This window comes from Pseudoxanthomonas kaohsiungensis (genome assembly GCF_010211765.1).
Lineage (GTDB): Bacteria > Pseudomonadota > Gammaproteobacteria > Xanthomonadales > Xanthomonadaceae > Pseudoxanthomonas > Pseudoxanthomonas kaohsiungensis.
The window spans coordinates 131,948-152,877 of sequence record NZ_PDWO01000001.1 but is presented as its reverse complement, the minus strand read 5'-3'; the positions used below and the strand labels follow the sequence as shown (position 1 = coordinate 152,877).

Below are 20,930 nucleotides of genomic sequence, written 5' to 3'. Positions count from 1 at the left end.
GCACGCGCGCGCCTCCCGCCAGAGCCCATGTCGCCATACCGCCTCGCCTGTGCCTGCCTTTTCGCCTTCGCTTCGCTGGGGGCGCACGGCGCCGGCCAGGCGGCGTCCAAGGCCGATCCCTCGATCGCGCCGCTGCTTGAGGAGCTGGGCTACGAGTACGAACTGGACGAGGACGGCGATTACAAGATGGTCATGGCGCTCGACGGCGGGCGCACCCAGATGGTCTTCATCCGGTCCGGCGTGGAAACCTACGGCCGGCATCGCGTGCGCGAGATCTGGTCGCCGGCCTACCGGGCCGATGCGGGCGCTTTCCCCGGTCCGGTCGCCAACCGGCTGCTGGAGGCCTCCCATGCGCTCAAGCTGGGCGCCTGGGTGAACAATGCCGGCTTCGCCGTGCTGGTGGTGAAGGTCGACGCCGGCATCGATGCCGAGGCACTGGACCAGGCGATCGGCGCGGCGGTCACCAGCGCGGACGAGATGGAGCGGGAGCTGTCCGGCGATCCCGACAGCGACGAGTTCTGAGCATGGTCGCCACCCTGCCCGGCCAGGCCTGGCACCCGGACGTGACCGTGGCCACCGTGGTCGCGCTCGAGGGCCGGCTGCTGCTGGTCGAGGAAAGGATCGACGGCCAGCTGGTGCTGAACCAGCCGGCCGGTCACCTGGAACCGGGCGAGAGCCTGGTCGAGGCCGCCGTGCGCGAGACCCTGGAGGAAACCGGCTGGCAGGTCCGCCTGGAAGCGTTCGTGGGCAGCTACCAGTGGACGGCCCCCGGTGGCCAGCAATACCTGCGCTTCGCCTTCGCCGGGCAGGCGCTGGCCCACGACCCGTCGCGGCCGCTGGACGAAGGCATCGAGCGCGCCGTGTGGCTGGCCCCCGCCGAACTGCGCGCACGCACGGCCCAGCACCGCAGCCCGCTGGTCTGGCGGGTGGCCGCCGACTGGCTGGGCGGGCAGCGCCATCCGCTGTCGCTGGTGCAGGCGCTGTGACCGCCATACGCACCATGGTCGGGGTGTCCGGCGGGGTCGACTCGTCGGTCGCCGCCTGGCTGCTGGCCCAGGCCGGGGAGCCGCTGGCGGGACTGTTCATGCAGAACTGGGACGACGACGGCAGCGGCGACTGCCGCGCGGAAGAGGACCGGCGCGACGCGGTCGCGGTGTGCGGGCGGATCGGCATCCCGTTCCACTTCCGCGACTTCTCGAAGGAATACTGGGCCGGGGTGTTCGAGCATTTCCTGGCCGAATACGCCGCCGGGCGCACCCCGAACCCGGACGTGCTGTGCAACCGCGAGGTGAAGTTCAAGCATTTCCTGGACGCGGCCCGCGCGCTGGGCGCCGAGCGCATCGCCACCGGGCACTACGCCCAGGTCGCCCGCGAGCGCGGATGCTGGCGGCTGCTGCGCGGCGCCGACCGCGACAAGGACCAGAGCTACTTCCTGCACCAGCTCGGCCAGGCGCAACTGGCCGCGACCCTGTTCCCGATCGGCCACCTGCCCAAGGCCCAGGTGCGGCAGATCGCGCGCGACGCCGGCCTGCCGACGCATGCGAAGAAGGACTCCACCGGCATCTGCTTCATCGGCGAGCGCGACTTCCGCGAGTTCCTGGGTCGCTACCTGCCGGCGCAGCCGGGCGAGATCCGCGACCCCCGGGGCGTCAGGGTCGGCGAGCATCCCGGCGTGTTCTATTTCACCCTGGGCCAGCGCGAAGGCCTGGCTATCGGCGGCGTCCGCGGCCGTGCGGCCGCGCCCTGGTACGTGGTCGGCAAGGACGTGGCGCGCAATGTCCTGTACGTGGACCAGGACCGCGACAGTCCCTGGCTGCTTTCGTCGGTGCTGCGGAGCGGGCCGATGCACTGGGTCGAAGGCGCCCCACCCGCCTCCAGCTTCGAATGCACCGCGCAGGTGCGCTACCGCCAGCACGAGGAGCCCTGCCAGGTGCAGGTCCAGGACGATGGCACGCTCCAGGTCCACTTCGAGCGCCCGCAACGCGCGGCCACGCCGGGCCAGTCGCTGGTGCTGTACGACGGGCCGGCCTGCCTGGGTGGCGCGGTGATCGAAGCCACGGACGCACCCACGCCAGCTTCGTAGGCGCCGGGTTCGCCCGCGAGCGAGCCTCGTCGGCCGGTTGAGGCATCGCGATGCCGGCGCTCGGCTCGCCCGCGAACCGTGTCCTGCGAGGGCCCTCCGCCGCAGGCGCGGGAGATGCCCGGTTAGAATGCCGCGCATGAACTTTTCCTACGACGACCGCGTGCTGGCCCTGGCCGGCCTGGCCCAGGCCCTGCAACAGGTACGCCGCATCGCCGAAACCGGACAGAGCCAGGATGCCGCCGCCCTCCCCGTGCTGGAGAGCGTGTTCCGGATCGACGCCGGGTCGGCCGCCGAGGTCTACGGCGACGGCGCGCGCGTGCTGGAGCCGGGGCTGCGTGCACTGGGGGACTACCTCTCCAACCGCAGCGAGGACCCGCTGCTGCCGCGCCTGGCGCTGGCCACGCTGCAGCTGGAACGGCGCTTCTCGGGCGAACCCAACACCCTGGCCGCGGTCGGCAACGGCCTCGATGCGCTGTCGGCGCAGGCCGCATCGCTCGGCTGCGGCCACCCCGAGGTGCTGGCGGCGCTGGGCGGCCTGTACGCCGACACCATCAGCCACCTGCGGCCGCGGATCATGGTCCAGGGCAATCCGCACTACCTGGGCCAGGCCGGCGTGGTTTCGGAGATCCGCGCGCTGTTGCTGGCCGCGGTGCGTTCGGCCCTGCTCTGGCGGCAGCTGGGCGGCAGCCAGTGGCAGTTCCTGTTCGCGCGCCGGGCGATGGTCGAGTCGGTGGCCCGGCACCTGCGCTGAGCGGCGTCCCCTGCTGCGGCGCTTGCGCGGCGACACAAGCCATGGACCGGCGTGGTGCGTCCAACACCGGGCGGCAAGTCGGCTAAAGGCACCGGGTGGGCGGCCGATACTGCTCACGTGGTTCCGCAGAGATCGCCCATGGACTCCCGCTTGCTAATCCGTATGGCCGCGCCGCTGGCGCTGACCCTCCTCGCCCCCCTTGCCTTCGGCCTTGACTGGCCGACACCGGTACGCTGGGCGATCCTCACCACGCTCACCCTGAGCTGGTTCGGCTTCGCCGCCTGGCTGCTGCTGCGCGGCAGCGGACTGGCGACGCAATCGCCGGAGCACCAGCGCGTGATGCGCGAGCAGGAACAACTGCTCGCCGAGCTGCGCAGCTTCGTCGGCAAGGAGATCGATGGTTCGCGCCAGGAAGTCGAGCGTGCCCGCGACCTGATCCGGCAGGCCGTCGCCGGGCTCGGCGCCAGCTTCGACGCGATGAACCGCAAGTCGCGCCAGCAGGGTACGGCCATGGCCCGGATCATCGCCGACCAGGACGGCAGCGGCGGGGTCGACGTGGCCCGCTTCGCCCAGCACGCCAGCTCGCGCATGGAGCAGCTGGTGGAGGCGCTGGAACAGGTCGCCGGCCAGAGCACGGTCACCGTGCAGCACATCGACCAGATGGCCCAGCACCTGGACGGCATCTTCGCCCTGCTGGAGGACGTCAAGTCGATCGCCGACCAGACCAACCTGCTGGCGCTGAACGCGGCCATCGAGGCGGCCCGGGCCGGCGAGGCCGGTCGCGGCTTCGCGGTGGTCGCCGACGAGGTGCGCAACCTGTCGGAACGCTCGACCACCTTCAACGAACAGATCCGCAAGCTGGCGCACAGCTCCAAGGACGCCATCGCCAAGGTGCGCGAGACCGTCACCCAGATGGCCTCCCGCGACCTGGACCGCTCGCGCGAAGCGCGTGCCGAGGCCGCGCAGATGCTGCAGAACGTGGCCGCGATCAACAGTTCCCTGGGCGACGGCATGCGCGAGATCTCCGAGTGCGGCCGCGCCATCGACGGCTCCGTCGCCGAGGCCGTGCGCGCCCTGCAGTTCGAGGACATCGCCACCCAGGCCCTGGGCGGAGCGCACGTGCACCTGGACCGGCTCGACGCGATCAACCGCGAAGCCCTGGCCCTGCAGGACCTGCTCCACCGCAGCAACGGCGCCGGCGACGAAGACGTGCTGCGCGCCCTGCAACGCCTGGGCCAGCGCCTGCGCGACCTGCGCGGCGAATGGGAAGCGCCGCCGCACAAGCCGGTCGCACAGCAGACCATGGGCGCCGGTACGGTCGAGCTGTTCTGAGCACTGCACCGGCGGTGATGCCGTCGCGGTCCGGATGGACCGCTTCCAGGCCCCGGCCGCACGCCGGGGCCTTCGCCTGTATCCGCAGCGAGGCCGTCATGGACGAGGATCAGCTGGCAACGGCGCGGCAGGCGGCGGACACGTCCACCGCCCACCCCGGCAAGCCGGTGGACAAGGTCGCCCTCGCGCGCCTGGAACAGCTCGCGATACAGGAGCTGTCGGCCGCCCGGCCCCTGGCCGGCGCCGGGTACGAGCAGGACGACACCCTGCTGGCGTGCATCCACTGGGACCTGGGTACGCCGCCGCGCTGAGCGGACCGGCTCCGGCGTAGCTGCAGCCCGGGCACGCGTCCCTGGTGGGATGGAGCACCGCCGGCAGCGCATGCGCACCTGGCTGACCGCACGGCGCCAGGCGTCCCGCGCCCGTCGAGGCGGGCGCGCGATCCAGGCCTTGAACTGCAACGCCCACTTCCCGCCCCGTCGGAACGGTCTCCGGGACGATCGAAAGCACCCACGGCCGCGGACAGGTTCGGGCGCACCATGGAAAGAGCGGCACGCCGCCCTCGCCTGCCCATCGGTCACCTCGTCAGGCTACGGCTCCGCGTGGCGTCGCTGCGCGCACCGCGGTCCAGGCATGGTGTACGGCGTGTCCGCCGACTTCGGCAAGCGTGCCCGCGATGCTGCGCACCGCCGCCGCTGCGGCGCCGCCGGGCGCACGGCGGCGACAATGGCGTTTGGCCGTTGCGGTGCGACGGTGGCCAGGGCCGCTGGCGATGGCGGCGGTGCCGGCGCTTGCCGGCGTGTGGCACCGTCAGAGGTTGCGGCCGGCCAGTCCCGGGATCCAGGCGCCCGACAGCGGCTCGATGGACAGCTGGCGCAGCCATTGCGCCAGCTCGCGCGGCGGCAGCGGCCGGGTGTAGAGGTAGCCCTGGATCTCGTCGCAGCCCCAGCGCGCCAGCTGCGCCTGCTCCTCCAGCGTCTCCACGCCCTCGGCGACCACCCGCATGCCCAGCGCATGGCCGAGGTGGATGATCGCCTGGGTGACTTCGCCGGCATTGGCATCGCGCAGCATGTCGGTGACGAAGCTGCGGTCGATCTTCAGGCGCTGGACCGGGAACCGGTTCAGGTACTGCAGGTTGGAGAAGCCGGTGCCGAAGTCGTCCACCGCCAGTTGCACGCCGTGGCGTTCGAAGACCGAGAAGCAGTGGCGCAGGCTGTCGCTGTCGACGATCAGCGCTGATTCGGTCAGCTCCAGCTCCAGCCGGCCCGGGGGCCAGCCGGCGCGCTGGCACAGCGTCACCACGCGTTCGGCGAAGCCGCGGTCGCGCAGCTGCACGCCCGAGACGTTGACCGCGATCCGGCCGAAGTCCAGCCCGGCGGCGTGCCAGGCCACCGCCTGGCGGCAGGCCTGCGCGATCACCCAGTCGCCGAGGCGGACGATCTCGCCGCACTGCTCGGCGACGGGAATGAACTCCCCGGGATGGCAGGCGCCGGCCGGCCTGTGCCAGCGCAACAGGGCTTCCACGCCCGGCGCCTGGCCGTCGCGCAGGCTGACCTGAGGCTGGTAGACCAGGCTGAATTCCTCGCGCTCCAGCGCACCGCGCAGGGAGTGCTCGATCTCGAGGCGGCGACGGGCGTGCCGCTGGATGTCCTCGTTGTGCAGCTGGCAACTGTTGCGGCCCTGCTCGCGCGCCGCGTGCAGGGCGGCGTGGGCCGCGCGCAGCAGGTCGTCGAACGCGTGCCCGTCGCGACCGAGCAGGGCGATGCCCACGCTGGCGCCGACCTTGAGCTGTTCGCTGCCGAACGCCAATGGTTCGGCCAGCACCGCGATCAACCGCCGCGCCAGGTCCTCGGCCATCGCCGGATCGGCCGGGCCGCGCATCACCACCAGGAACTCGTCGCCACCCAGCCGCCCGAACAGCTCGCCGCTGCCCAGCGCGTGGTGCATGCGCCCCGCCGCGGCCTTGAGCATGGCGTCGCCGGCGGCGTGGCCGAAGGAATCGTTGATGCCCTTGAAGCCGTCCAGGTCCAGCAGCAGCAGCGCCAGGCCGCTGCCGGCGCGGTCATGGCTGGCGAGGATCGCCTCCTCGGTCTGCGCACGCAGCAGGAAGCGGTTGGGAAGGCCGGTCAACAGGTCGTAGTGGGACAGCAGTTCGATCCGCTCGCTGGTCTCGCGCTCGCGGGTGATGTCCCGGTACAGGGCGACCAGCCGCGGCACCATGCCCTCGCGCCGGTCCATCTCCACCATCACCTGCACCCAGACGCGCTGGCCGCTGTGGCGGTAGAAGCACAGCTCCAGCTGCTCGGGCGCGCCGCCGGCGGCCAGCCGGCGCAGCGCGCCCTCGAACGCCTCGCGCGAGTCGCGGGTGTACAGCGCCAGCGCATCGTCCAGAGTGAGCGGGCCGTGCGGCATGCCGTGGATCCGGTAGCACTCCTCGGTCCACTGCACCCGCCGGCTGACCGGCTCGATCTCGCATCCGCCGATGTGGCCCAGCGATGACACCCGGTCGAGCAGCTCGGTGCGCCAGCGCAGCAGCGCATCGGCGCGGCGCTGGCCGGTCACGTCCTGCAGCTGCCCGAGTACGCGCACGATGTGGCCGCCGGCGTCGAGCTCCGGCCGGGCCCAGGCCAGGACCTGCAGCGGCTCGCCTTGCGGGCCGTCGAGCACCAGGTCGAACTGCACCGGCTGGCCATCGCGACGCATGCGGCGCCAGGCCCGGCGCAGCGCGCTGGCGGCGGGCCGCGGCATCCGCCGCAGCCAGGCGCGCGCCGAATCGCCCTCCTGGCGCGGGTGGCCGGTCAGGCGATAGAGGTCATCGGGCCACCAGCCGGTGTCGGTCTCCGGATCCCAGGACCAGGGCACCATCGCTGCCAGCCGCTGGATCTCCTCGAGCAGCGCCTGCTGCTTGCGCAGCTCGCCCTCGAGCTGCTTCTGCGCGTCGATGGCGGTGTGCGTGCCGACCATCCGCAGCGGCCGGCCGTCGGCCGACCAGGACACCACCCGGCCGCTGTCGCGGACCCAGCGCCAGCTGCCGTCGGCGTGGCGTACCCGGTGTTCGCCGGCGTACATGGGGCTGTGGCCGTCCAGGTGCGCGCGTACCGCGGCCCGCACCCGCTCGATGTCGTCCGGATGGACCAGGGCCAGCGCCGATTCCAGGTTCGCGTCGGGAACGTCGTCGGCGGTGTAGCCGAGCATCGCCAGCCAGCTCTCGGAGCGGAAGATGCGGTTGGCGGCGATGTCCCAGTCCCACAGTCCGTGCCCGGCGCTGTCCAGCGCCACCTGCCAGCGGCCGGAATCCTCCGGGTCGGGAATCCCCAGGGTGTAGGCGAGCACGCCGCCCTCCGGCGCCCGCACCGCCCGCAGCCAGCCGTCGAGCCGGCGCTGCGGCCCGGGCAGGCTGCAGGCCACCGCCTGCAGGCGGCCGTCGGCGAGGAGCTCGCGCAGGTCGCGCAGCACCGGCGCGTAGCGCGCGGCCGATGCCTGCAGGCCGAGCGCCTGCGCGGCCGGATTGGCGGCCAGCGGCATGCCGTCGCGGTCCAGCACCAGAAGCGCACTCTCGATCGGGTGCTGCATCAGGCTCGCGATCGCCCCTGAATCCACGCCAGCACTCCATGCAATCGCCCGCAGCGGGCCGTCATGCAGGTAGCGGCCGACGCCCGCGTTTTTTGAGCGGCTGGCCTGCGACGTGACCGCTTGGCGCACTGATATGCTTGCCCGGCAAGGCAGAGGGGGATTGGATGCGGCAGCAGGACGAAGCGATGGAAGGCGACGCCGCGCGGCCGGTGGTCGTGCCGCGGGCGCGTGCCCTGGTCTGGCGCATCCCGCTGCTGTACGTCCTGCTGGGGATCTGCTGGATCCTGTTCAGCGACCAGCTCACCGCCGCGCTGTTCGACGACGCCGCGGCCATCACCCGCTGGCAGATGTGGAAGGGCGTGGCCTACATGGTCGGCACCGGCGTGCTGCTCTACCTGCTGCTGCGGCCACTGGTGGAGCGCCTGCTGGAGGCCCAGCGCCGGATCACCGACTCGGAAGCGCGCTACCGCGAGATGTTCGAGTGCAACACCAGCCCGATGTGGACCTACGATCCGGAGTCGCTGCGGATCGTGGACGCCAATCCGGCGGCGAGCGAATTCCTGGGCTGGTCCCGCGGCGAGCTGCGCGGCATGGAACTGCACATGCTCTGGCCGGCCGAAAGCCGCGGCCACTTCGAAGAGGGGATCGCCGCGATCCGGGCCGCGCCGGGCCAGCCCTGCGCGCGCATCGATCGCCTGCGCACCAGCGATGGCAGCTTCCGCGACGTGGAGATGCGCAGTTCGGAACTGGTCCTGTCCGATGGCCAGCGCATCCGCCTGATCGTGATGCACGACCGCACCGCCGAGCTGCAGTCGCAGCGCTCGCGCGAACACGCCATGTCCCGCCTGCAGGAGGCGCAGCGGCTGGCGCGCCTGGGCTCGTTCGAGGTCGACGCACGGACCCGGCGCGGCCATTTCAGCCCGATCCTGCTGCGCCTGGTCGACCAGGCCGGCGACGACGACCGGCCCCGGGCCCTGGAGGAGGTGCTGGTCGCGGCCAACGCCGATACCCAGTCGCGGCTCGAACACATGCTCGACGAGCTGGGCGCGGGGCAGCTGCAGAAGATGGACGTGCTGCTGCCGTTCCTCGGCGCGGGCGGCCAGGAGCGCCTGCTGCGCGTGCGCGTGCAGCGGGTCGAGGAGGACCGCCGCTGGATCCTGCGCGGCACCGCCCAAGACGTGACCGAAGAGCAGCAGACGCGGCGCCTGCTCGGCGAGCGCGAGCAGCAGTTCGCCGAGCTGATGCGGATCCTGCCCGACGGGGTGATGCTGCTGTCGGCCGAGCACGTGATCTACGCCAACCCCGCCTGCGCAGGCCTGTTCGGGCGCCGCACCGAGATGCTGCTCGGTGAGCCGCTTTCGTCGCTGGTCCTGGAAGAGGACCTGCCGGCGCTGCGCGACTACATGCAGGCCGGCACCGGCAGCGAACCCTCGCCACGGATGCGCCGCGGCGACGGCAGCTGCTTCCGGGTATCGGTTTCCTGCAGCAACGCGCGCTACGGCGGGCAGGACTGCAAGCTGCTGGTGGTGCGGGACCTGAGCGAGCCCGAGCGCATGCGCATCGCGCTGGCCGCCAGCAACCAGGAACTGCAGGCCATGGGCCGCCAGCTGTTCACCGCCCAGGAGGACGAGCGCCGGGCGATCTCGCGCGAGCTGCACGACGACATCGGCCAGGCGATCACCGCGATGAAGCTGTCCGCGCACGCGGCCATGGGCGAGGAGGACGGCGCCCGCCGGCTCGAGGACCTGCAGGCGCTCGCCGGACTGGCCGACGCGACGCTGGACAAGCTGCGCAACCTCTCCACCCTGCTGCGCCCGCCGCAACTGGACGCGCTCGGCCTGGAGGCGGCGCTGCGCTGGCATGCCGGCGTGCTCCTGCGCAACTCGCCGGTGCACCTGCGGCTGGACATCCAGCCGCTGCGCCAGCGTCCGCATCGGGAAGTCGAGCAGGCCTGCTTCCGGATCGCGCAGGAGGGGCTGACCAACGTGATGCGCCACGCCGGCGCGCGCAATGTCGGCGTGGCCCTGGCCGACGTGGACGGCGCCTGGCTCCACCTGCGCATCGAGGACGACGGACGCGGGTTCGAGCCGTCCCAGGCGCAGGGTCTGGGGCTGGTGATCATGCGCGAGCGCGCGCAGGGCGTGGGCGGGCAGTTGCGCATCGACGCCCTGCCCGGGCGCGGCACCCGGATCGAACTCGACCTGCCGTACGACCAGCAGCTCGCGGACTGACGCCTGGATGTCCGGCCACCTTCCCTACCCCGCCCCGTCCGCCACGCCCGGGCCCGCCCGCCTCGGGGCCGGGCACCCGGTGCTGCAGCGCCTGGTCGAGGACGCGATCGCCGGTGGCCCGCGGCTGATGGTGGTCCACCTGGACATCGACCATTTCGCCTCGGTCAACGAGAACATGAGCGTGGCCGTCGGCGACCTGGCCCTGGACCTGCTCGCGCGCCGGCTCGAGGCCTGGCTGCACGGCCGCGGCCACCTGTGGCGGCACGGCAGCGACGAATTCGTGGCGGCGATCCCGTTGCCCGCCGGCGGTCCGGACGCGAGCGACCTGGCCCGGGACCTGCAGCGCGAGGCCGAACAACCGCTGAGCGTCCTGCCCTACACCCTGTTCCTGACGGTCAAGCTGGGCGTGAGCTGCTGCCCGGAGCACGGCCAGGACGCGGACACCCTGCTGCGCCACGCGGAGATCGCCGCGCGCCAGGTCGGCCACAGCGACGAGCGGATCCAGTTCTACGGCGGCCAGAGCCTGCAGAACGTCCACAACGAGAGCGTGATCGCGCGGCAGATCGTCGACGCGGTCCCGAACGGCGAGCTGCGGCTGAGGTTCCAGCCGGAAATCAGCGCCCGCGACGGCCGCGTGATCGGCATGGAGGCGTTGCTGCGCTGGCAGTCGCCGAGCCTGGGCATGCTGGTGCCGGAGCGGTTCATGCCGACCGCCGAGCGCCTGGGCGTGATCGTGCAGATCGGCGGCTGGGTGCTGGAGAACGCGATCGAGCAGGTAAGGCAGTGGCGCGAATCGGGATTCGACGACCTGTTCGTCACGGTGAACGTATCGACGCTGCAGTTGCAGCGGCCCGGCTTCCCCGACGAGGTGCTGGCGCTGCTGATGCGCGCCGGGGTGCCGCCGGAGTCGCTGGTGCTGGAGATCAACGAGAGCGCGCTGGCGGCCAACGTCACCCCGGTGTACGAGGGCCTGGTGGCGCTGCGCCGCGAAGGCGTGGGCCTGGCCCTGGACAACTTCGGCACCGGCGACTCGAGCCTCAGCTCGCTGGTGCGCTACCCGGTCGACAAGCTGAAGATCGACCGCAGCTTCATCCGCAGCTCGCCCGCCGGCGAGCGCGAGGCGGCGATCGTGCGCGCGATCATCGCCATGGGCCACCAGCTCAACATGAAGGTCGTGGCCAACGGCGTGGAGACCGAGGCCCAGCTGGGCTACCTGCGCCGCAGCGACTGCGACATGTTCCAGGGCTACCTGTTCGGCGAGCCGATGCCCGCCGACATGGCCAGCACCACCCTGCGCCGCCGCTACCTGCGCCCGGAGCTGTTCGCGGCCAGCAAGCAGGACCAGACCCTGCTGCTGGTCGACGACGAGGAGAACGTGCTGCGCTCGCTGGTGCGCCTGTTCCGCCGCGACGGCTACCGGATCCTGGCGGCGGGCAACGTGCGCGATGCGTTCGACCTGCTGGCGACCAACGAGGTCCAGGTGATCCTGTCCGACCAGCGCATGTCGGACATGAGCGGCACCGAATTCCTGGGCCGGGTGAAGATGCTCTACCCCGATACCGTGCGCATGGTCCTGTCCGGCTACACCGACCTGGCCACGGTGACCGACGCGATCAACCGCGGCGCGATCTACCGCTTCCTGACCAAGCCGTGGAACGACGACGAGCTGCGCGAGCACATCCGCCAGGCCTTCCGCACGCACCGCGAACGCCAGCCCCTGGCCGGCCCGCCCTAGCCCCGGGTGGGCGCCGGTCCTAGACCGCCTCGACCGTGGCCTGCGGCTGCCGCACCGGCAGCACGATGCGGAAGCGCGAGCCCTCGCCGATGCGGCTGTCCACGTCGATCCGGCCGTGGTGCTTGGCGACGATGCCGTAGGAGATCGACAGGCCCAGCCCCGTGCCCTTGCCCACCGGCTTGGTGGTGAAGAACGGATCGAAGATGCGGGCCTGCGCCTCCGGCGGGATCCCGGGCCCGCTGTCGGCGATCTCCACCCACACATGGTCGCCGTCGTGGCCGGTCTGCACGCGGATCGTGCCGCGCTCGCCGATCGCCTGGCCGGCATTGATCAGGATGTTCATGAACACCTGGTTGAGCTCGGACGGCAGGCATTCCACCGGCGGCAGCGTGCCGTAGTGCTTCTCCAGCGTGGTCTTGTACTTGAGCTCGTTCCAGATGATGTTGAGGGTCGACTCCAGGCCGGCGTGCAGGTCCACCAGCTTCCACGACTCGTCGCGCTCGCTGCGCGAGAAGTCCTTCAGGTCGCGCACGATCCGCGTGACCCGTTCGATGCCCTCGCGCGATTCGGTCATCAGCTGCGGCAGGTCGCGGCTGATGAAATCGATGTCCAGGCGGGCGCGGGTCTGGTCGATCTCCGGGATCATCGCGCGCGGATCGGGCGAGCGCAGCGCGCGTTCGTAGGCCTCGATCAGCGCGAACAGGCTGTGCAGGTACTCCTGCAGGCTGCCCAGGTTCGAGTGGACGTAGCCGATCGGGTTGTTGATCTCGTGCGCCACGCCGGCGGCCAGCTGGCCGATCGAGGCCAGCTTCTCCGATTGCAGCAGCTTCTCCTGCGCGGCGGTCAGGCGCACGTTGAGCTCGGCGTGCCGGCGCAGCAGTTCCTGGTCGTGGAAGCGGACCTGCCGCAGGTCCTGCATCAGCACCAGGAAGTGCTCGCCATGCTCGGCGCCGAAGTAGACGTGCACCATCAGGATCGCGTCGCCGCCGAAGGACAGGTGGCCGCTCCAGCGGCCCTCCGCGCGTGCCTGCGCCAGGGCGTCGCCGGGCAGCAGCTGCTGCAGGGTCAGGCCGCTGGACAGGTCGCGCGGATAGCATTCCCCGCACAGCCTGTGCGCGGCGGCGTTGGCGTAGACCAGCCGGCTGGCACCGTCGTACAGCAGGATGCCCTCGAACATGCGCCCGGCCAGCCCCTGGATGGTCTGCAGGGAGGGCAGGACGGTGGCTGCAGGTGTGTTGGTCACGGCGATGGCACGCGCTCCGGCGGCATCCGGTTCTGGAGGGCGATTCTAGCCGGTGCCTGCTGCGTACTGCGGGCGCGCGCGGCGGCCGGGTTCAGGCGACGGCGAGGTCGCGGCGCGGCTGCAGCTGCTGGGCCTGGCCCTGGGCATCGTAGGCCGGGGCGCTCTCGGCGCGACCGAGGTGGCGCAGCGCCCAGTTCACCTCGCGCCGGCGGCGGGCCAGCAGCGCGCCATTGCTGCGGTTGGCCTCGGCCAGCTCGGCCAGCCGCTCGCCACGCCCGCTGGGGAGGTCGGCCTCGAGGTGGCGCAGCGATTCGAGCTTGTCGCGGGTCGACCGCACCAGCAGCTCGATGTCGTGTTCGAGCAGTGCGCGGCGCTCGTCGGCCAGCGCGGCGGCGAGCCGGTCGAGCGCTTCGTCGCTGGCGACGGCGTCCATGGATCAGCCGCCCAGCTGCTTGTCCAGGTCCAGCATGCGCTCGGCGATCTTCGCCGGGTCGATGCGGTAGCTGCCCGACTCCAGCGCCTGCCTGACCTCGGCCACGCGGGCCTGGTCGATGGCCGGGGCGGTCGACAGTTCGCGCTGCAGGGCCTGCAGGCTGGTCGCTTCGCCGGTCAGGCGCAGGCTGTCGCCGGCCTGGGCGGCTTCGACCGGGGACGAGCGATCGGCGCCGGCGGGGGCGACGCGGCCGCCCACGGGGCCGGTGCTGCGCACGGCGGGGGGCGGGGTGCCTTCGATCTTGTGGCTCATGGCGATGAGTCCTTTACGGGGTACGCCGGGGTATCGGCTGGGTCGGGAGGGAACTTTAGGGCCGTTCCGGAAATTTTTTCGCAGGTCGGTTCAGCGGCTGACGACGACGTCCCCACCCGGCCCGACCCGGCCCTGCAGGACGCGGCGGGTGGATAGGTTCTCCACCGCGACCCGCTCGTTCTCGCCGGCATCGCCGAGGGCGCGTCCGGATACCCGGACCTCCACCCCGCCGCGCCGCGATACCAGCGCCACCGCGTCGCCGCGGCGGACCAGCCGTGGCGCGGCCAGGTCGCCGGCCGACAGGACGGTGCCTGCCGGCAATGTCCGCCGCGCGACCTGGCCGGCGGCCTGGGCCACGTCGGCCAGCGCCGCACCGGCGATGCGCGAGGTGTCGCGCGCCTCGGTGGCCACCGCATCGGCCGGGATCGCCTCGCCCGCGGCCACGCCCCGGACCAGAACCACCACCGGCTGGCTGCGCCGTACCTTCACCGGCACGAACAGCCGCCAGCCTTGCGGACAGGACACTTCGACCGTTCCGGCCGTCGCCTGCCGGGCCTCGAGCGCCTGGCCGCAGGCCGGCATGCGCAACGCGGGGTCCAGGCTGGCTTCCGCCTGTCCCCCGGGTACCGCCTGCAGCGCGGCCGCGCGGATCGATTCCACCGGCTCGAAGCCGGTCGCGGCCAGCGCCACCGTCATCGGCAGCGCGAGCAGGAACATGAGCATGGGGCGCAGCAGGAGCATGGCGGCCTCGCCGGTGGAAACTGGGCGGGGCCCATGCAAGCACCGTGCCGCGGCCGCGCTCAAGCCTCGCCGGCCAGCGCCGATACCGGGGGCATGTCGCACAACCTGCTCAACCGCATCGACCAGCGCACCCGGCTGGCCGGCCACAACCGCCTGGCGCTGCTGCTGTTCCGGCTCGGCGGCCGGCAGCTGTTCGGGGTGAACGTGTTCAAGGTGCAGGAGGTCCTGCGCCGGCCGCCGCTGTTCCAGCTGCCGGGCCTGCCGGCGCAGTTCGCCGGCGTGGCCGACGTGCGCGGGCGCTCGGTGCCGGTGCTGGACCTGGGCCAGGCGATCGGCCATCCCGAGCACGATCCGGCCGCGGTGAGCGACGGCACCCACTACCTGGTGGTCACCGAGTTCAACCGTTCGGTCCAGGGCTTCCTGGTCAGCGACGTGGAGCGGATCGTCAACATCGCGGTGGAGGACATCCACCCGCCGCCGGACCTGGGCTCGCAGAGCAGCTACCTGACCGCGGTCACCCGCTTCCAGGACGCGCTGATCCAGGTGATCGACGTCGAAAGCGTGCTGGCCGACATCACCCAGGCGCGGATGGACGCGACCCTGGACCCGGCGATGGCCCTGCCCGCCGGCAGCCCGCCGCTGCAGGTGCTGGTGGTGGACGACTCGCGCGTGGCCCGGCAGCAGATCCGCAGCGTGCTGGACCAGCTGGGGGTCGGCGTCACCCTGCTGTCCGACGGCCGCCAGGCGCTGGACCACCTCCTGCAGGTGCACGCCGGCGGCGAGAACCCGGCCCAGCGCTACGCCATGGTCATCTCCGACATCGAGATGCCGGCGATGGACGGCTACACCCTGACGACGGAAATCCGTCGCCACCCCGGCCTGGCCGGACTCTACGTGCTGCTGCACACCTCGCTGTCGGGGGTGTTCAACAACGCGATGGTCGAGCGGGTGGGCGCCAACGCGTTCGTGGCCAAGTACAGCCCGCACGAGCTGGCCGAACACGTCCTGGCGCGCCTGCAGCAGGTCGCCCGCGCCGCCTGACGGCGCTCCCGCCGCGGCTTCTGGCACGCCGCTTGCCTGTGTGACGGCAACGGTCCGTCCGGAGGCAGCATGTCCAACCCGATCACGTCCTACATGGGGCTCCACGCCGATGCCCTGCCGTTGCGCGAGCAGCGGATGAAGCTGATCGCCAGCAACCTGGCCAATGCCGACACCCCCGGCTACCGGGCCCAGGACATCGACTTCAATGCCGCCCTGGACGCGGCGCGGCTGCAGCGCGAAGGCCTGCCCGGCACCGGCCTGGCCGCGACCCGCGAGGGCCACCTGTCCGACGCGATCGCCACCGGCCAGGCGCCGTTCCATTTCGCCCGCCAGGCCAGCCAGCCCAGCCTCGACGGCAACACCGTCGACCCGGATGCCGAGCGTGCCGCCTACGGCCGCGCCGCGCTGGAGTACCGCGCGTCGCTGAGCTTCCTCGAATCCAAGGTGCGCACCCTGCTCACCGCGATCACCGGCCAGTAGTCCGGACCACGGAGAGCATGCCGCCATGAGCAACCTGCCGATATTCGACATCGCCGGATCCGCGCTGCAGGCGCAGTCGGTGCGCCTGAGCACGATCGCCAGCAACCTGGCCAACGCCGATTCGGTGGCCGGCTCGCCCGAGGCGGTCTACAAGCCGCTGGAGCCGGTGTTCCAGGCCCAGGCCAGCGGCACCGACCCGGCGCTGACCGGCGTGCGCGTGCGCGAGATCGCGCAGAGCGAGGCGCCGCCGGTGCGCCGCTACGAACCGGGCCACCCGCTGGCCGACGCCGACGGCTACGTGTTCTCGCCGGACGTGGATCCGGTGGCGCAGATGGTCAACCTGATCTCGGCCTCGCGCAGCTACCAGGCCGGGGTCGAGGTGATCACCACCGCCAAGGAACTGGCCCTGGCCACCCTGACCATGGGCCGCTGAGGAACCCGCACATGAGCACGATCGCTTCCGACATCTACTCCAGCCTGGGCCTGTCCGGCGCGGGCGGAAGTTCCGCCCCCAAGAAGGAAGAGTCGCTGGGCCAGGCCGATTTCCTGCGCCTGATGACCGAACAGCTGCAACACCAGGATCCGCTCAAGCCGATGGAGAACAGCGCCTTCCTCGGCCAGCTGGCGCAGTTCTCCACGGTCCAGGGCATCCAGGACCTCAACAGCCAGGTGCAGAACTTCTCCAGCGCGCTGGGCAACGACCAGGTGCTGCGCGGCGCGGCGCTGGTCGGGCACCAGGTGCTGGTGCCGTCGTCGAAGCTGGCGCTTGGCGCCGAGGGCGGGGCCAGCGGCGTGGTCGCCGCACCGGGCGCGGGCACCGTGACCTTCACCATCTCCGACGCCAACGGCCAGAAGGTCCACGAGTTCAGCGTCGCCGCCTCCAAGGCCGGCGAAGTGGCGTTCGACTGGGACGGCACCGACGCGCTGGGCGAACGGCTGCCCCCCGGCAGCTACGGCGTGAGCGCCAGCCATGCCGCCGCCGACGGCACGACCGGGAAGGTCGACACCTACGTCAAGGGCACCGTCGACAGCGTCACCGTCGGCAGCGACGGGTTGTACCTGGACCTGCCCGGGCTGGGCACCGTCCCGCTCGATTACGTGCTCCGCGTCAGCTGAGCCATCCATCCGAACGACACGCAAGACTCACGCAGGAGTCCGCCATGAGCTTCAATACCTCGCTGTCCGGCATCAACGCGGCCAATTCCGACCTCAACGTCACCGCCAACAACATCGCCAACGTCAACACCACCGGGTTCAAGGAATCGCGCGCCGAGTTCGCCGACCTGTTCTCGTACACGACCTACGGCCTGTCGCGCAACGCGATCGGCGCCGGCGTGAAGGTCAGCAACGTCGCCCAGCAGTTCTCGCAGGGCAACATCGACCCGACCGGGCGCAGCCTGGACTTCGCCATCGACGGCGAGGGCTTCTTCACGGTCAACAAGAACGGCAACACGCTGTACACCCGCGCCGGCAACTTCCAGACCGACAACCAGGGCTACGTGGTCACGCCCGATGGCGCGCGCCTGCAGGTGTTCGCGCCCAACGCCGGCGGTGCAGGCTTCGACGTCGGCCGCCTGAGCGACCTGCAGCTGCTGACCACCGACAGCCCGCCGGCGCAGACCGGCATGGTCAACCTGATGGTCACCCTGCCCGGCAACGCCTCGCCGCCGGTGACCACGCCGTTCGACCCGGCCGATCCGAACAGCTACAACGCCTCCAGCGGCGGCGTCACCGTGTACGACTCGCTGGGCGTGAGCCACGTGCAGACCTCGTACTTCGTCAAGACCGCCAACCCGAACGAGTGGCAGGTGCACAACTACGTCGACGGCACCTCGGTCGGCGCGCCGACCACGCTGCAGTTCTCCGGCAGCGGCACCCTGGTCAGCCCGGCCAGCGGCCAGATCACGATGGATCCGTTCACCCCGGCCACCGGCGCCGGCGTGCTGAACATGACCCTGGACATGAGCGGCAGCACGCAGTACGGCAGCACCTTCGCCCTGCGCGACGTGCGCCAGGATGGCTACGCGGCCGGCAAGCTCAGCGAGATCAGCGTGGCCGAGGACGGCGTCGTGTTCGCCCGCTACACCAACGGCGACGACGTCGCCCTGGGCCAGGTCGCGCTGACCAACTTCGTCAACCCGCAGGGCCTGCAGTCGCAGGGCAACAACCAGTGGGGCGCGACCTACGCCTCGGGCACGCCGCGCACCGGCGCGCCGGACAGCTCGGACTTCGGCCAGATCCAGGCCGGCGCGCTGGAGTCGTCCACGGTCGACCTGACCGAGCAGCTGGTGAACATGATCGTGGCCCAGCGCAACTTCCAGGCCAACGCGCAGATGATCTCCACCCAGGACCAGGCCACCCAGACGGTGATCAACATCCGCTGACGCGGATCCGGCGGACGGAGCTGACGCATGGACAAGGCCCTCTACATCGCCATGACCGGTGCCCGCGCCACGCTGCAGGCGCAGGGCACGGTCTCGCACAACCTGGCCAACGCCGATACCGCCGGCTTCAAGGCCGCGCTCGCCAACACCGAGGCGTTCCCGGTGCGCGGCGCCGGCCATGCCTCGCGCACGGCGGCCATGCACATCGACCAGGGCTTCAATGCCCTGGCCGGCGCCCAGCAGGTGACCGGCAACCCGCTGGACGTCTCGCTGCAGGCCGACCGCTGGCTGGCGGTGCAGTCCCCGGACGGCGGCGAGGCCTACACCCGCGCCGGAAACCTGTCGCTCACGCCGAACGGCCAGCTGGTCACCGGTGGCGGCCATCCGCTGGTGGACGACCAGGGCAACCCGGTCACCCTGCCCCCGCACCAGGCGCTGGAGATCGGCCAGGACGGCACGATCTCGATCGTGCCGCTGGGCGAAGGCGCCGACACGATGGCCATGGTCGGCCGCCTGCGCGTGGTCGAGGCCACGCCCGACCGGCTCGCGCGCGGGCTGGACGGGCTGATGCGCAATACGGATCCGCAGCGGCCGCTGGCGCAGGCGGCCGGTCCGGTGATGGCCACCGGCGCGCTCGAGCAGAGCAACGTCGATGCGGCGGGCGCGCTGGTGCAGATGATCCAGCTGCAGCGCCAGTTCGAGATGCAGGTCAAGGTGATCAGCCGCGGCGACGACAACGCGCAGGCGGCCAATTCGCTGCTGAGGCTGGGCGGCTGAGGCTGACTAGTAGTGACCGGCGCGAGTGGCGCCGGCTACCGCCACGACCTTGAGCCGCGGCTGCCTGGACGTACGAGCTGGAGCCACCAGGCCTGGAGCGGCCGTGAACTGCAAGCCGACCATCGGTGCTGGAGCGGCGGTGACGTCCGGGTTCTGAAGCATCGGGCCCAGAACGGGCGGTGACGTCCAGAGGCCGAAACCATCGGTCCCGGAAGGGGCCGCCGTGACCCGGGGGTATGGCGCCTCCCTCGGGCGGACGTCCTGTCCGTACTCGGGTCGTGGCACATCCATGTGCCACTGGCGCCATACCCCCGGGCCACGACGTCCTCGGGCGGCTTACGGGTCGTAGCTTCGGTTGGAGAGCGGGCCAGCGCTTCGCCGGCGGCGAACGCATGGGGTCGGCGACCTGCTTCGTAGGAGCACAGCTTGCTGGCGACACGGGCGCCGGATCCCCGTGGGCGCTCTCCGTGCCGGCTGCGTCGGGTCGCGGGCGCCTTTCCACGGACGCATGTCCGGTCTCCCCGGCTCCTACAGGAACCCCAGGCCGGCACCGGTACTGATGGCACCGCGTGAGGAGCCAGCACGGCTCCGCGGTCGAAGCGACGACCGCAAAGCATCCCGAAGACGCGTCGGGTCGGGGGTGTCGTGGCAGCGGCCATGGATGGCCGCGGTAGCGAGTGCGTACAGGGATGTACGCCCGAGCGGCCACGACACCCCCGGCCCGGCGCGGCTCCCACCGAGCCGACGCTGTTCCGCCACCCCTGCAACGGCGCGGCTCCCACCGAGCCGACGCTGTTCCGCCACCCCTGCAACGGCGCGGCTCCCACCGAGCCGACGCTGTTCCGCCACCCCTGCAACGGCGCGGCATCCACCGGAGCCGATCTGTTCTGCCTAGCGTGCACCGGGAGCGGCTCCCCGCCGGGATGGTGCACGCCCGGATCAGCCCCCCACTCCCCGCGCTGCCGCCGTTCTGGCACGCCGCATGCATCTACCCCGGCGTCAATCCGTCCTTATCGAGGTCACGCGTCATGAATCAGGCACTCTGGGTCGCCAAGACCGGCTTGGACGCGCAGCAGACGCGCATGTCGGTGGTGTCCAACAACCTGGCCAACACCAACACCACCGGCTTCAAGCGCGACCGCGCCAACTTCGAAGACCTGCTGTACCAGCAACTGCGCCAGCCCGGTGGCTCGACCTCGGCGCAGACCCAGCTCCCGTCCGGCCTGCAGCTGGGCACCGGCGTGCGCGTGGTCTCCACCTCCAAGGACTTCCAGCAGGGCAACCCGCAGCAGACCGGGCGCTCGCTCGACGTGATGATCAACGGCCGCGGCTTCTTCGAAGTGCTGATGCCCGACGGCAGCCCCGCCTACACCCGCGACGGCAGTTTCCAGGTCAACGCCCAGGGCGAACTGGTCACCAGCAGCGGCTACCCGGTGCAGCCGGGCATCCAGATCCCCGAAGGCGCGCAGTCGCTGACCATCGGCAACGACGGCACGGTGACCGTGCAGATGGCCGGTGAAGGCCAGTCGCTGGAAGTGGGTTCGCTGACCGTGACCGACTTCATCAACCCCGCCGGCCTGCAGGCCCGCGGCGAGAACCTGTACGTGGAAACCACCGCGTCGGGCCCGGCGCAGAACGGCACGCCCGGCCTCAACGGCCTGGGCCTGCTCGAGCAGGGCGCGCTGGAGGGCAGCAACGTCAACGTGGTCGAGGAACTGGTGAGCATGATCGAGACCCAGCGCGCCTACGAAATGAACGCCAAGGCCATCTCCACCACCGACTCGATGCTCGGCTACCTCAACACCAACGTCTGA

General features: G+C 71.5%; 20 protein-coding genes. 15 read left to right on the top strand and 5 right to left on the bottom strand.

The genetic code is table 11. The features are described from left to right. The first annotated feature begins 27 nt into the window (after positions 1–27). The 6 genes from CSC66_RS00735 (at position 28) to CSC66_RS00710 (ending at position 4,477) form a co-directional block, all read left to right on the top strand. Positions 28–522 (top strand): type III secretion system chaperone family protein, encoded by a 495-nt coding sequence (locus CSC66_RS00735; RefSeq protein ID WP_162375375.1) that lies wholly within the window; start codon positions 28–30, stop codon positions 520–522. Between the two features lie 2 nt (positions 523–524). Next, complete coding sequence (locus CSC66_RS00730; RefSeq protein ID WP_162375374.1) at positions 525–986, top strand: NUDIX hydrolase; 462 nt, start codon at positions 525–527, stop codon at positions 984–986. A 14-nt stretch (positions 987–1,000) separates the two neighbouring features. Further along, positions 1,001–2,083 (top strand): tRNA 2-thiouridine(34) synthase MnmA, encoded by a 1,083-nt coding sequence (gene mnmA, locus CSC66_RS00725; protein WP_379655849.1) that lies wholly within the window; start codon positions 1,001–1,003, stop codon positions 2,081–2,083. A gap of 136 nt (positions 2,084–2,219) precedes the next feature. Beyond that, positions 2,220–2,834 carry a high frequency lysogenization protein HflD gene (gene hflD, locus CSC66_RS00720; protein WP_162375372.1) on the top strand — a complete coding sequence of 205 codons (615 nt, stop codon included), beginning with the start codon at positions 2,220–2,222 and terminating at the stop codon, positions 2,832–2,834. Positions 2,835–2,972: 138 nt separating this feature from the next. Further along, positions 2,973–4,166, top strand: coding sequence for a methyl-accepting chemotaxis protein (locus CSC66_RS00715; protein ID WP_162375371.1), 1,194 nt, complete (start codon positions 2,973–2,975; stop codon positions 4,164–4,166). Between the two features lie 98 nt (positions 4,167–4,264). Further along, positions 4,265–4,477: a hypothetical protein gene (locus CSC66_RS00710; protein WP_162375370.1), complete on the top strand. Its 213-nt coding sequence runs from the start codon at positions 4,265–4,267 to the stop codon at positions 4,475–4,477. A 499-nt stretch (positions 4,478–4,976) separates the two neighbouring features. Here CSC66_RS00710 and CSC66_RS00705 read toward each other — a convergent pair whose 3' ends face one another. Continuing rightward, positions 4,977–7,766 (bottom strand): bifunctional diguanylate cyclase/phosphodiesterase, encoded by a 2,790-nt coding sequence (locus tag CSC66_RS00705; RefSeq protein ID WP_162375369.1) that lies wholly within the window; start codon positions 7,764–7,766, stop codon positions 4,977–4,979. 158 nt (positions 7,767–7,924) lie between these two features. Here CSC66_RS00705 and CSC66_RS00700 point away from each other — a divergent pair, with 158 nt between their 5' ends. Together CSC66_RS00700 and CSC66_RS00695 are read left to right on the top strand one after the other, a co-directional pair. Beyond that, positions 7,925–9,970, top strand: coding sequence for a sensor histidine kinase (locus CSC66_RS00700; protein ID WP_162375368.1), 2,046 nt, complete (start codon positions 7,925–7,927; stop codon positions 9,968–9,970). A 7-nt stretch (positions 9,971–9,977) separates the two neighbouring features. Further along, positions 9,978–11,705 carry an EAL domain-containing protein gene (locus CSC66_RS00695; RefSeq protein WP_162375367.1) on the top strand — a complete coding sequence of 576 codons (1,728 nt, stop codon included), beginning with the start codon at positions 9,978–9,980 and terminating at the stop codon, positions 11,703–11,705. A gap of 19 nt (positions 11,706–11,724) precedes the next feature. On the opposite strand, the gene CSC66_RS00690 is transcribed toward CSC66_RS00695, so the two are convergent. The 4 genes from CSC66_RS00690 to flgA form a co-directional block, all read right to left on the bottom strand. Then, entirely contained in the window at positions 11,725–12,954 is a 1,230-nt protein-coding gene (locus tag CSC66_RS00690) for an ATP-binding protein (RefSeq protein WP_379655850.1), read from the bottom strand. A gap of 85 nt (positions 12,955–13,039) precedes the next feature. Continuing rightward, the gene (locus CSC66_RS00685) at positions 13,040–13,381 is read right to left on the bottom strand and encodes a flagellar protein FlgN (RefSeq protein ID WP_162375366.1); all 342 of its coding nucleotides are present in this window, start codon (positions 13,379–13,381) and stop codon (positions 13,040–13,042) included. A 3-nt stretch (positions 13,382–13,384) separates the two neighbouring features. Next, on the bottom strand, positions 13,385–13,693 hold the full coding sequence (flgM, locus tag CSC66_RS00680; RefSeq protein ID WP_162375365.1) for a flagellar biosynthesis anti-sigma factor FlgM: 309 nt from the start codon (positions 13,691–13,693) through the stop codon (positions 13,385–13,387). 90 nt (positions 13,694–13,783) lie between these two features. Continuing rightward, on the bottom strand, positions 13,784–14,416 hold the full coding sequence (gene flgA, locus CSC66_RS00675) for a flagellar basal body P-ring formation chaperone FlgA (protein WP_162375781.1): 633 nt from the start codon (positions 14,414–14,416) through the stop codon (positions 13,784–13,786). 111 nt (positions 14,417–14,527) lie between these two features. Between flgA and CSC66_RS00670 the strand changes: the two genes are divergently transcribed. The 7 genes from CSC66_RS00670 to flgG all read left to right on the top strand — a co-directional run bounded on the left by CSC66_RS00670 (position 14,528) and on the right by flgG (position 20,930). Next, positions 14,528–15,475 carry a chemotaxis protein gene (locus CSC66_RS00670; protein ID WP_162375364.1) on the top strand — a complete coding sequence of 316 codons (948 nt, stop codon included), beginning with the start codon at positions 14,528–14,530 and terminating at the stop codon, positions 15,473–15,475. 69 nt (positions 15,476–15,544) lie between these two features. Continuing rightward, a complete protein-coding gene (gene flgB, locus CSC66_RS00665; protein ID WP_162375363.1) occupies positions 15,545–15,955 on the top strand; it encodes a flagellar basal body rod protein FlgB in 411 nt (136 codons plus the stop codon). A 25-nt stretch (positions 15,956–15,980) separates the two neighbouring features. Further along, on the top strand, positions 15,981–16,388 hold the full coding sequence (flgC, locus tag CSC66_RS00660) for a flagellar basal body rod protein FlgC (RefSeq protein ID WP_162375362.1): 408 nt from the start codon (positions 15,981–15,983) through the stop codon (positions 16,386–16,388). An 11-nt stretch (positions 16,389–16,399) separates the two neighbouring features. Further along, positions 16,400–17,071, top strand: coding sequence for a flagellar hook capping FlgD N-terminal domain-containing protein (locus tag CSC66_RS00655; RefSeq protein WP_162375361.1), 672 nt, complete (start codon positions 16,400–16,402; stop codon positions 17,069–17,071). Between the two features lie 44 nt (positions 17,072–17,115). Next, entirely contained in the window at positions 17,116–18,339 is a 1,224-nt protein-coding gene (gene flgE, locus CSC66_RS00650; RefSeq protein WP_162375360.1) for a flagellar hook protein FlgE, read from the top strand. A 27-nt stretch (positions 18,340–18,366) separates the two neighbouring features. Then, positions 18,367–19,116: a flagellar basal body rod protein FlgF gene (locus CSC66_RS00645; RefSeq protein ID WP_162375359.1), complete on the top strand. Its 750-nt coding sequence runs from the start codon at positions 18,367–18,369 to the stop codon at positions 19,114–19,116. Between the two features lie 1,028 nt (positions 19,117–20,144). After that, positions 20,145–20,930, top strand: coding sequence for a flagellar basal-body rod protein FlgG (flgG, locus tag CSC66_RS00640; protein WP_162375358.1), 786 nt, complete (start codon positions 20,145–20,147; stop codon positions 20,928–20,930).

Bases quoted from the DNA above. Each gene is read 5' to 3' on its own strand.
- CSC66_RS00735 (WP_162375375.1), top strand. From the start codon at position 28: ATGTCGCCATACCGCCTCGCCTGTGCCTGCCTTTTCGCCTTCGCTTCG.
- flgM (WP_162375365.1), bottom strand. From the start codon at position 13,693: ATGAGCCACAAGATCGAAGGCACCCCGCCCCCCGCCGTGCGCAGCACC.
- CSC66_RS00700 (WP_162375368.1), top strand. From the start codon at position 7,925: ATGGAAGGCGACGCCGCGCGGCCGGTGGTCGTGCCGCGGGCGCGTGCC.
- CSC66_RS00695 (WP_162375367.1), top strand. From the start codon at position 9,978: ATGTCCGGCCACCTTCCCTACCCCGCCCCGTCCGCCACGCCCGGGCCC.
- flgE (WP_162375360.1), top strand. From the start codon at position 17,116: ATGAGCTTCAATACCTCGCTGTCCGGCATCAACGCGGCCAATTCCGAC.
- flgG (WP_162375358.1), top strand. From the start codon at position 20,145: ATGAATCAGGCACTCTGGGTCGCCAAGACCGGCTTGGACGCGCAGCAG.
- CSC66_RS00655 (WP_162375361.1), top strand. From the start codon at position 16,400: ATGAGCACGATCGCTTCCGACATCTACTCCAGCCTGGGCCTGTCCGGC.
- flgB (WP_162375363.1), top strand. From the start codon at position 15,545: ATGTCCAACCCGATCACGTCCTACATGGGGCTCCACGCCGATGCCCTG.
- hflD (WP_162375372.1), top strand. From the start codon at position 2,220: ATGAACTTTTCCTACGACGACCGCGTGCTGGCCCTGGCCGGCCTGGCC.
- flgC (WP_162375362.1), top strand. From the start codon at position 15,981: ATGAGCAACCTGCCGATATTCGACATCGCCGGATCCGCGCTGCAGGCG.
- CSC66_RS00670 (WP_162375364.1), top strand. From the start codon at position 14,528: ATGTCGCACAACCTGCTCAACCGCATCGACCAGCGCACCCGGCTGGCC.
- CSC66_RS00645 (WP_162375359.1), top strand. From the start codon at position 18,367: ATGGACAAGGCCCTCTACATCGCCATGACCGGTGCCCGCGCCACGCTG.
- CSC66_RS00715 (WP_162375371.1), top strand. From the start codon at position 2,973: ATGGACTCCCGCTTGCTAATCCGTATGGCCGCGCCGCTGGCGCTGACC.
- mnmA (WP_379655849.1), top strand. From the start codon at position 1,001: ATGGTCGGGGTGTCCGGCGGGGTCGACTCGTCGGTCGCCGCCTGGCTG.
- CSC66_RS00730 (WP_162375374.1), top strand. From the start codon at position 525: ATGGTCGCCACCCTGCCCGGCCAGGCCTGGCACCCGGACGTGACCGTG.
- flgA (WP_162375781.1), bottom strand. From the start codon at position 14,416: ATGCTCATGTTCCTGCTCGCGCTGCCGATGACGGTGGCGCTGGCCGCG.
- CSC66_RS00685 (WP_162375366.1), bottom strand. From the start codon at position 13,381: ATGGACGCCGTCGCCAGCGACGAAGCGCTCGACCGGCTCGCCGCCGCG.
- CSC66_RS00710 (WP_162375370.1), top strand. From the start codon at position 4,265: ATGGACGAGGATCAGCTGGCAACGGCGCGGCAGGCGGCGGACACGTCC.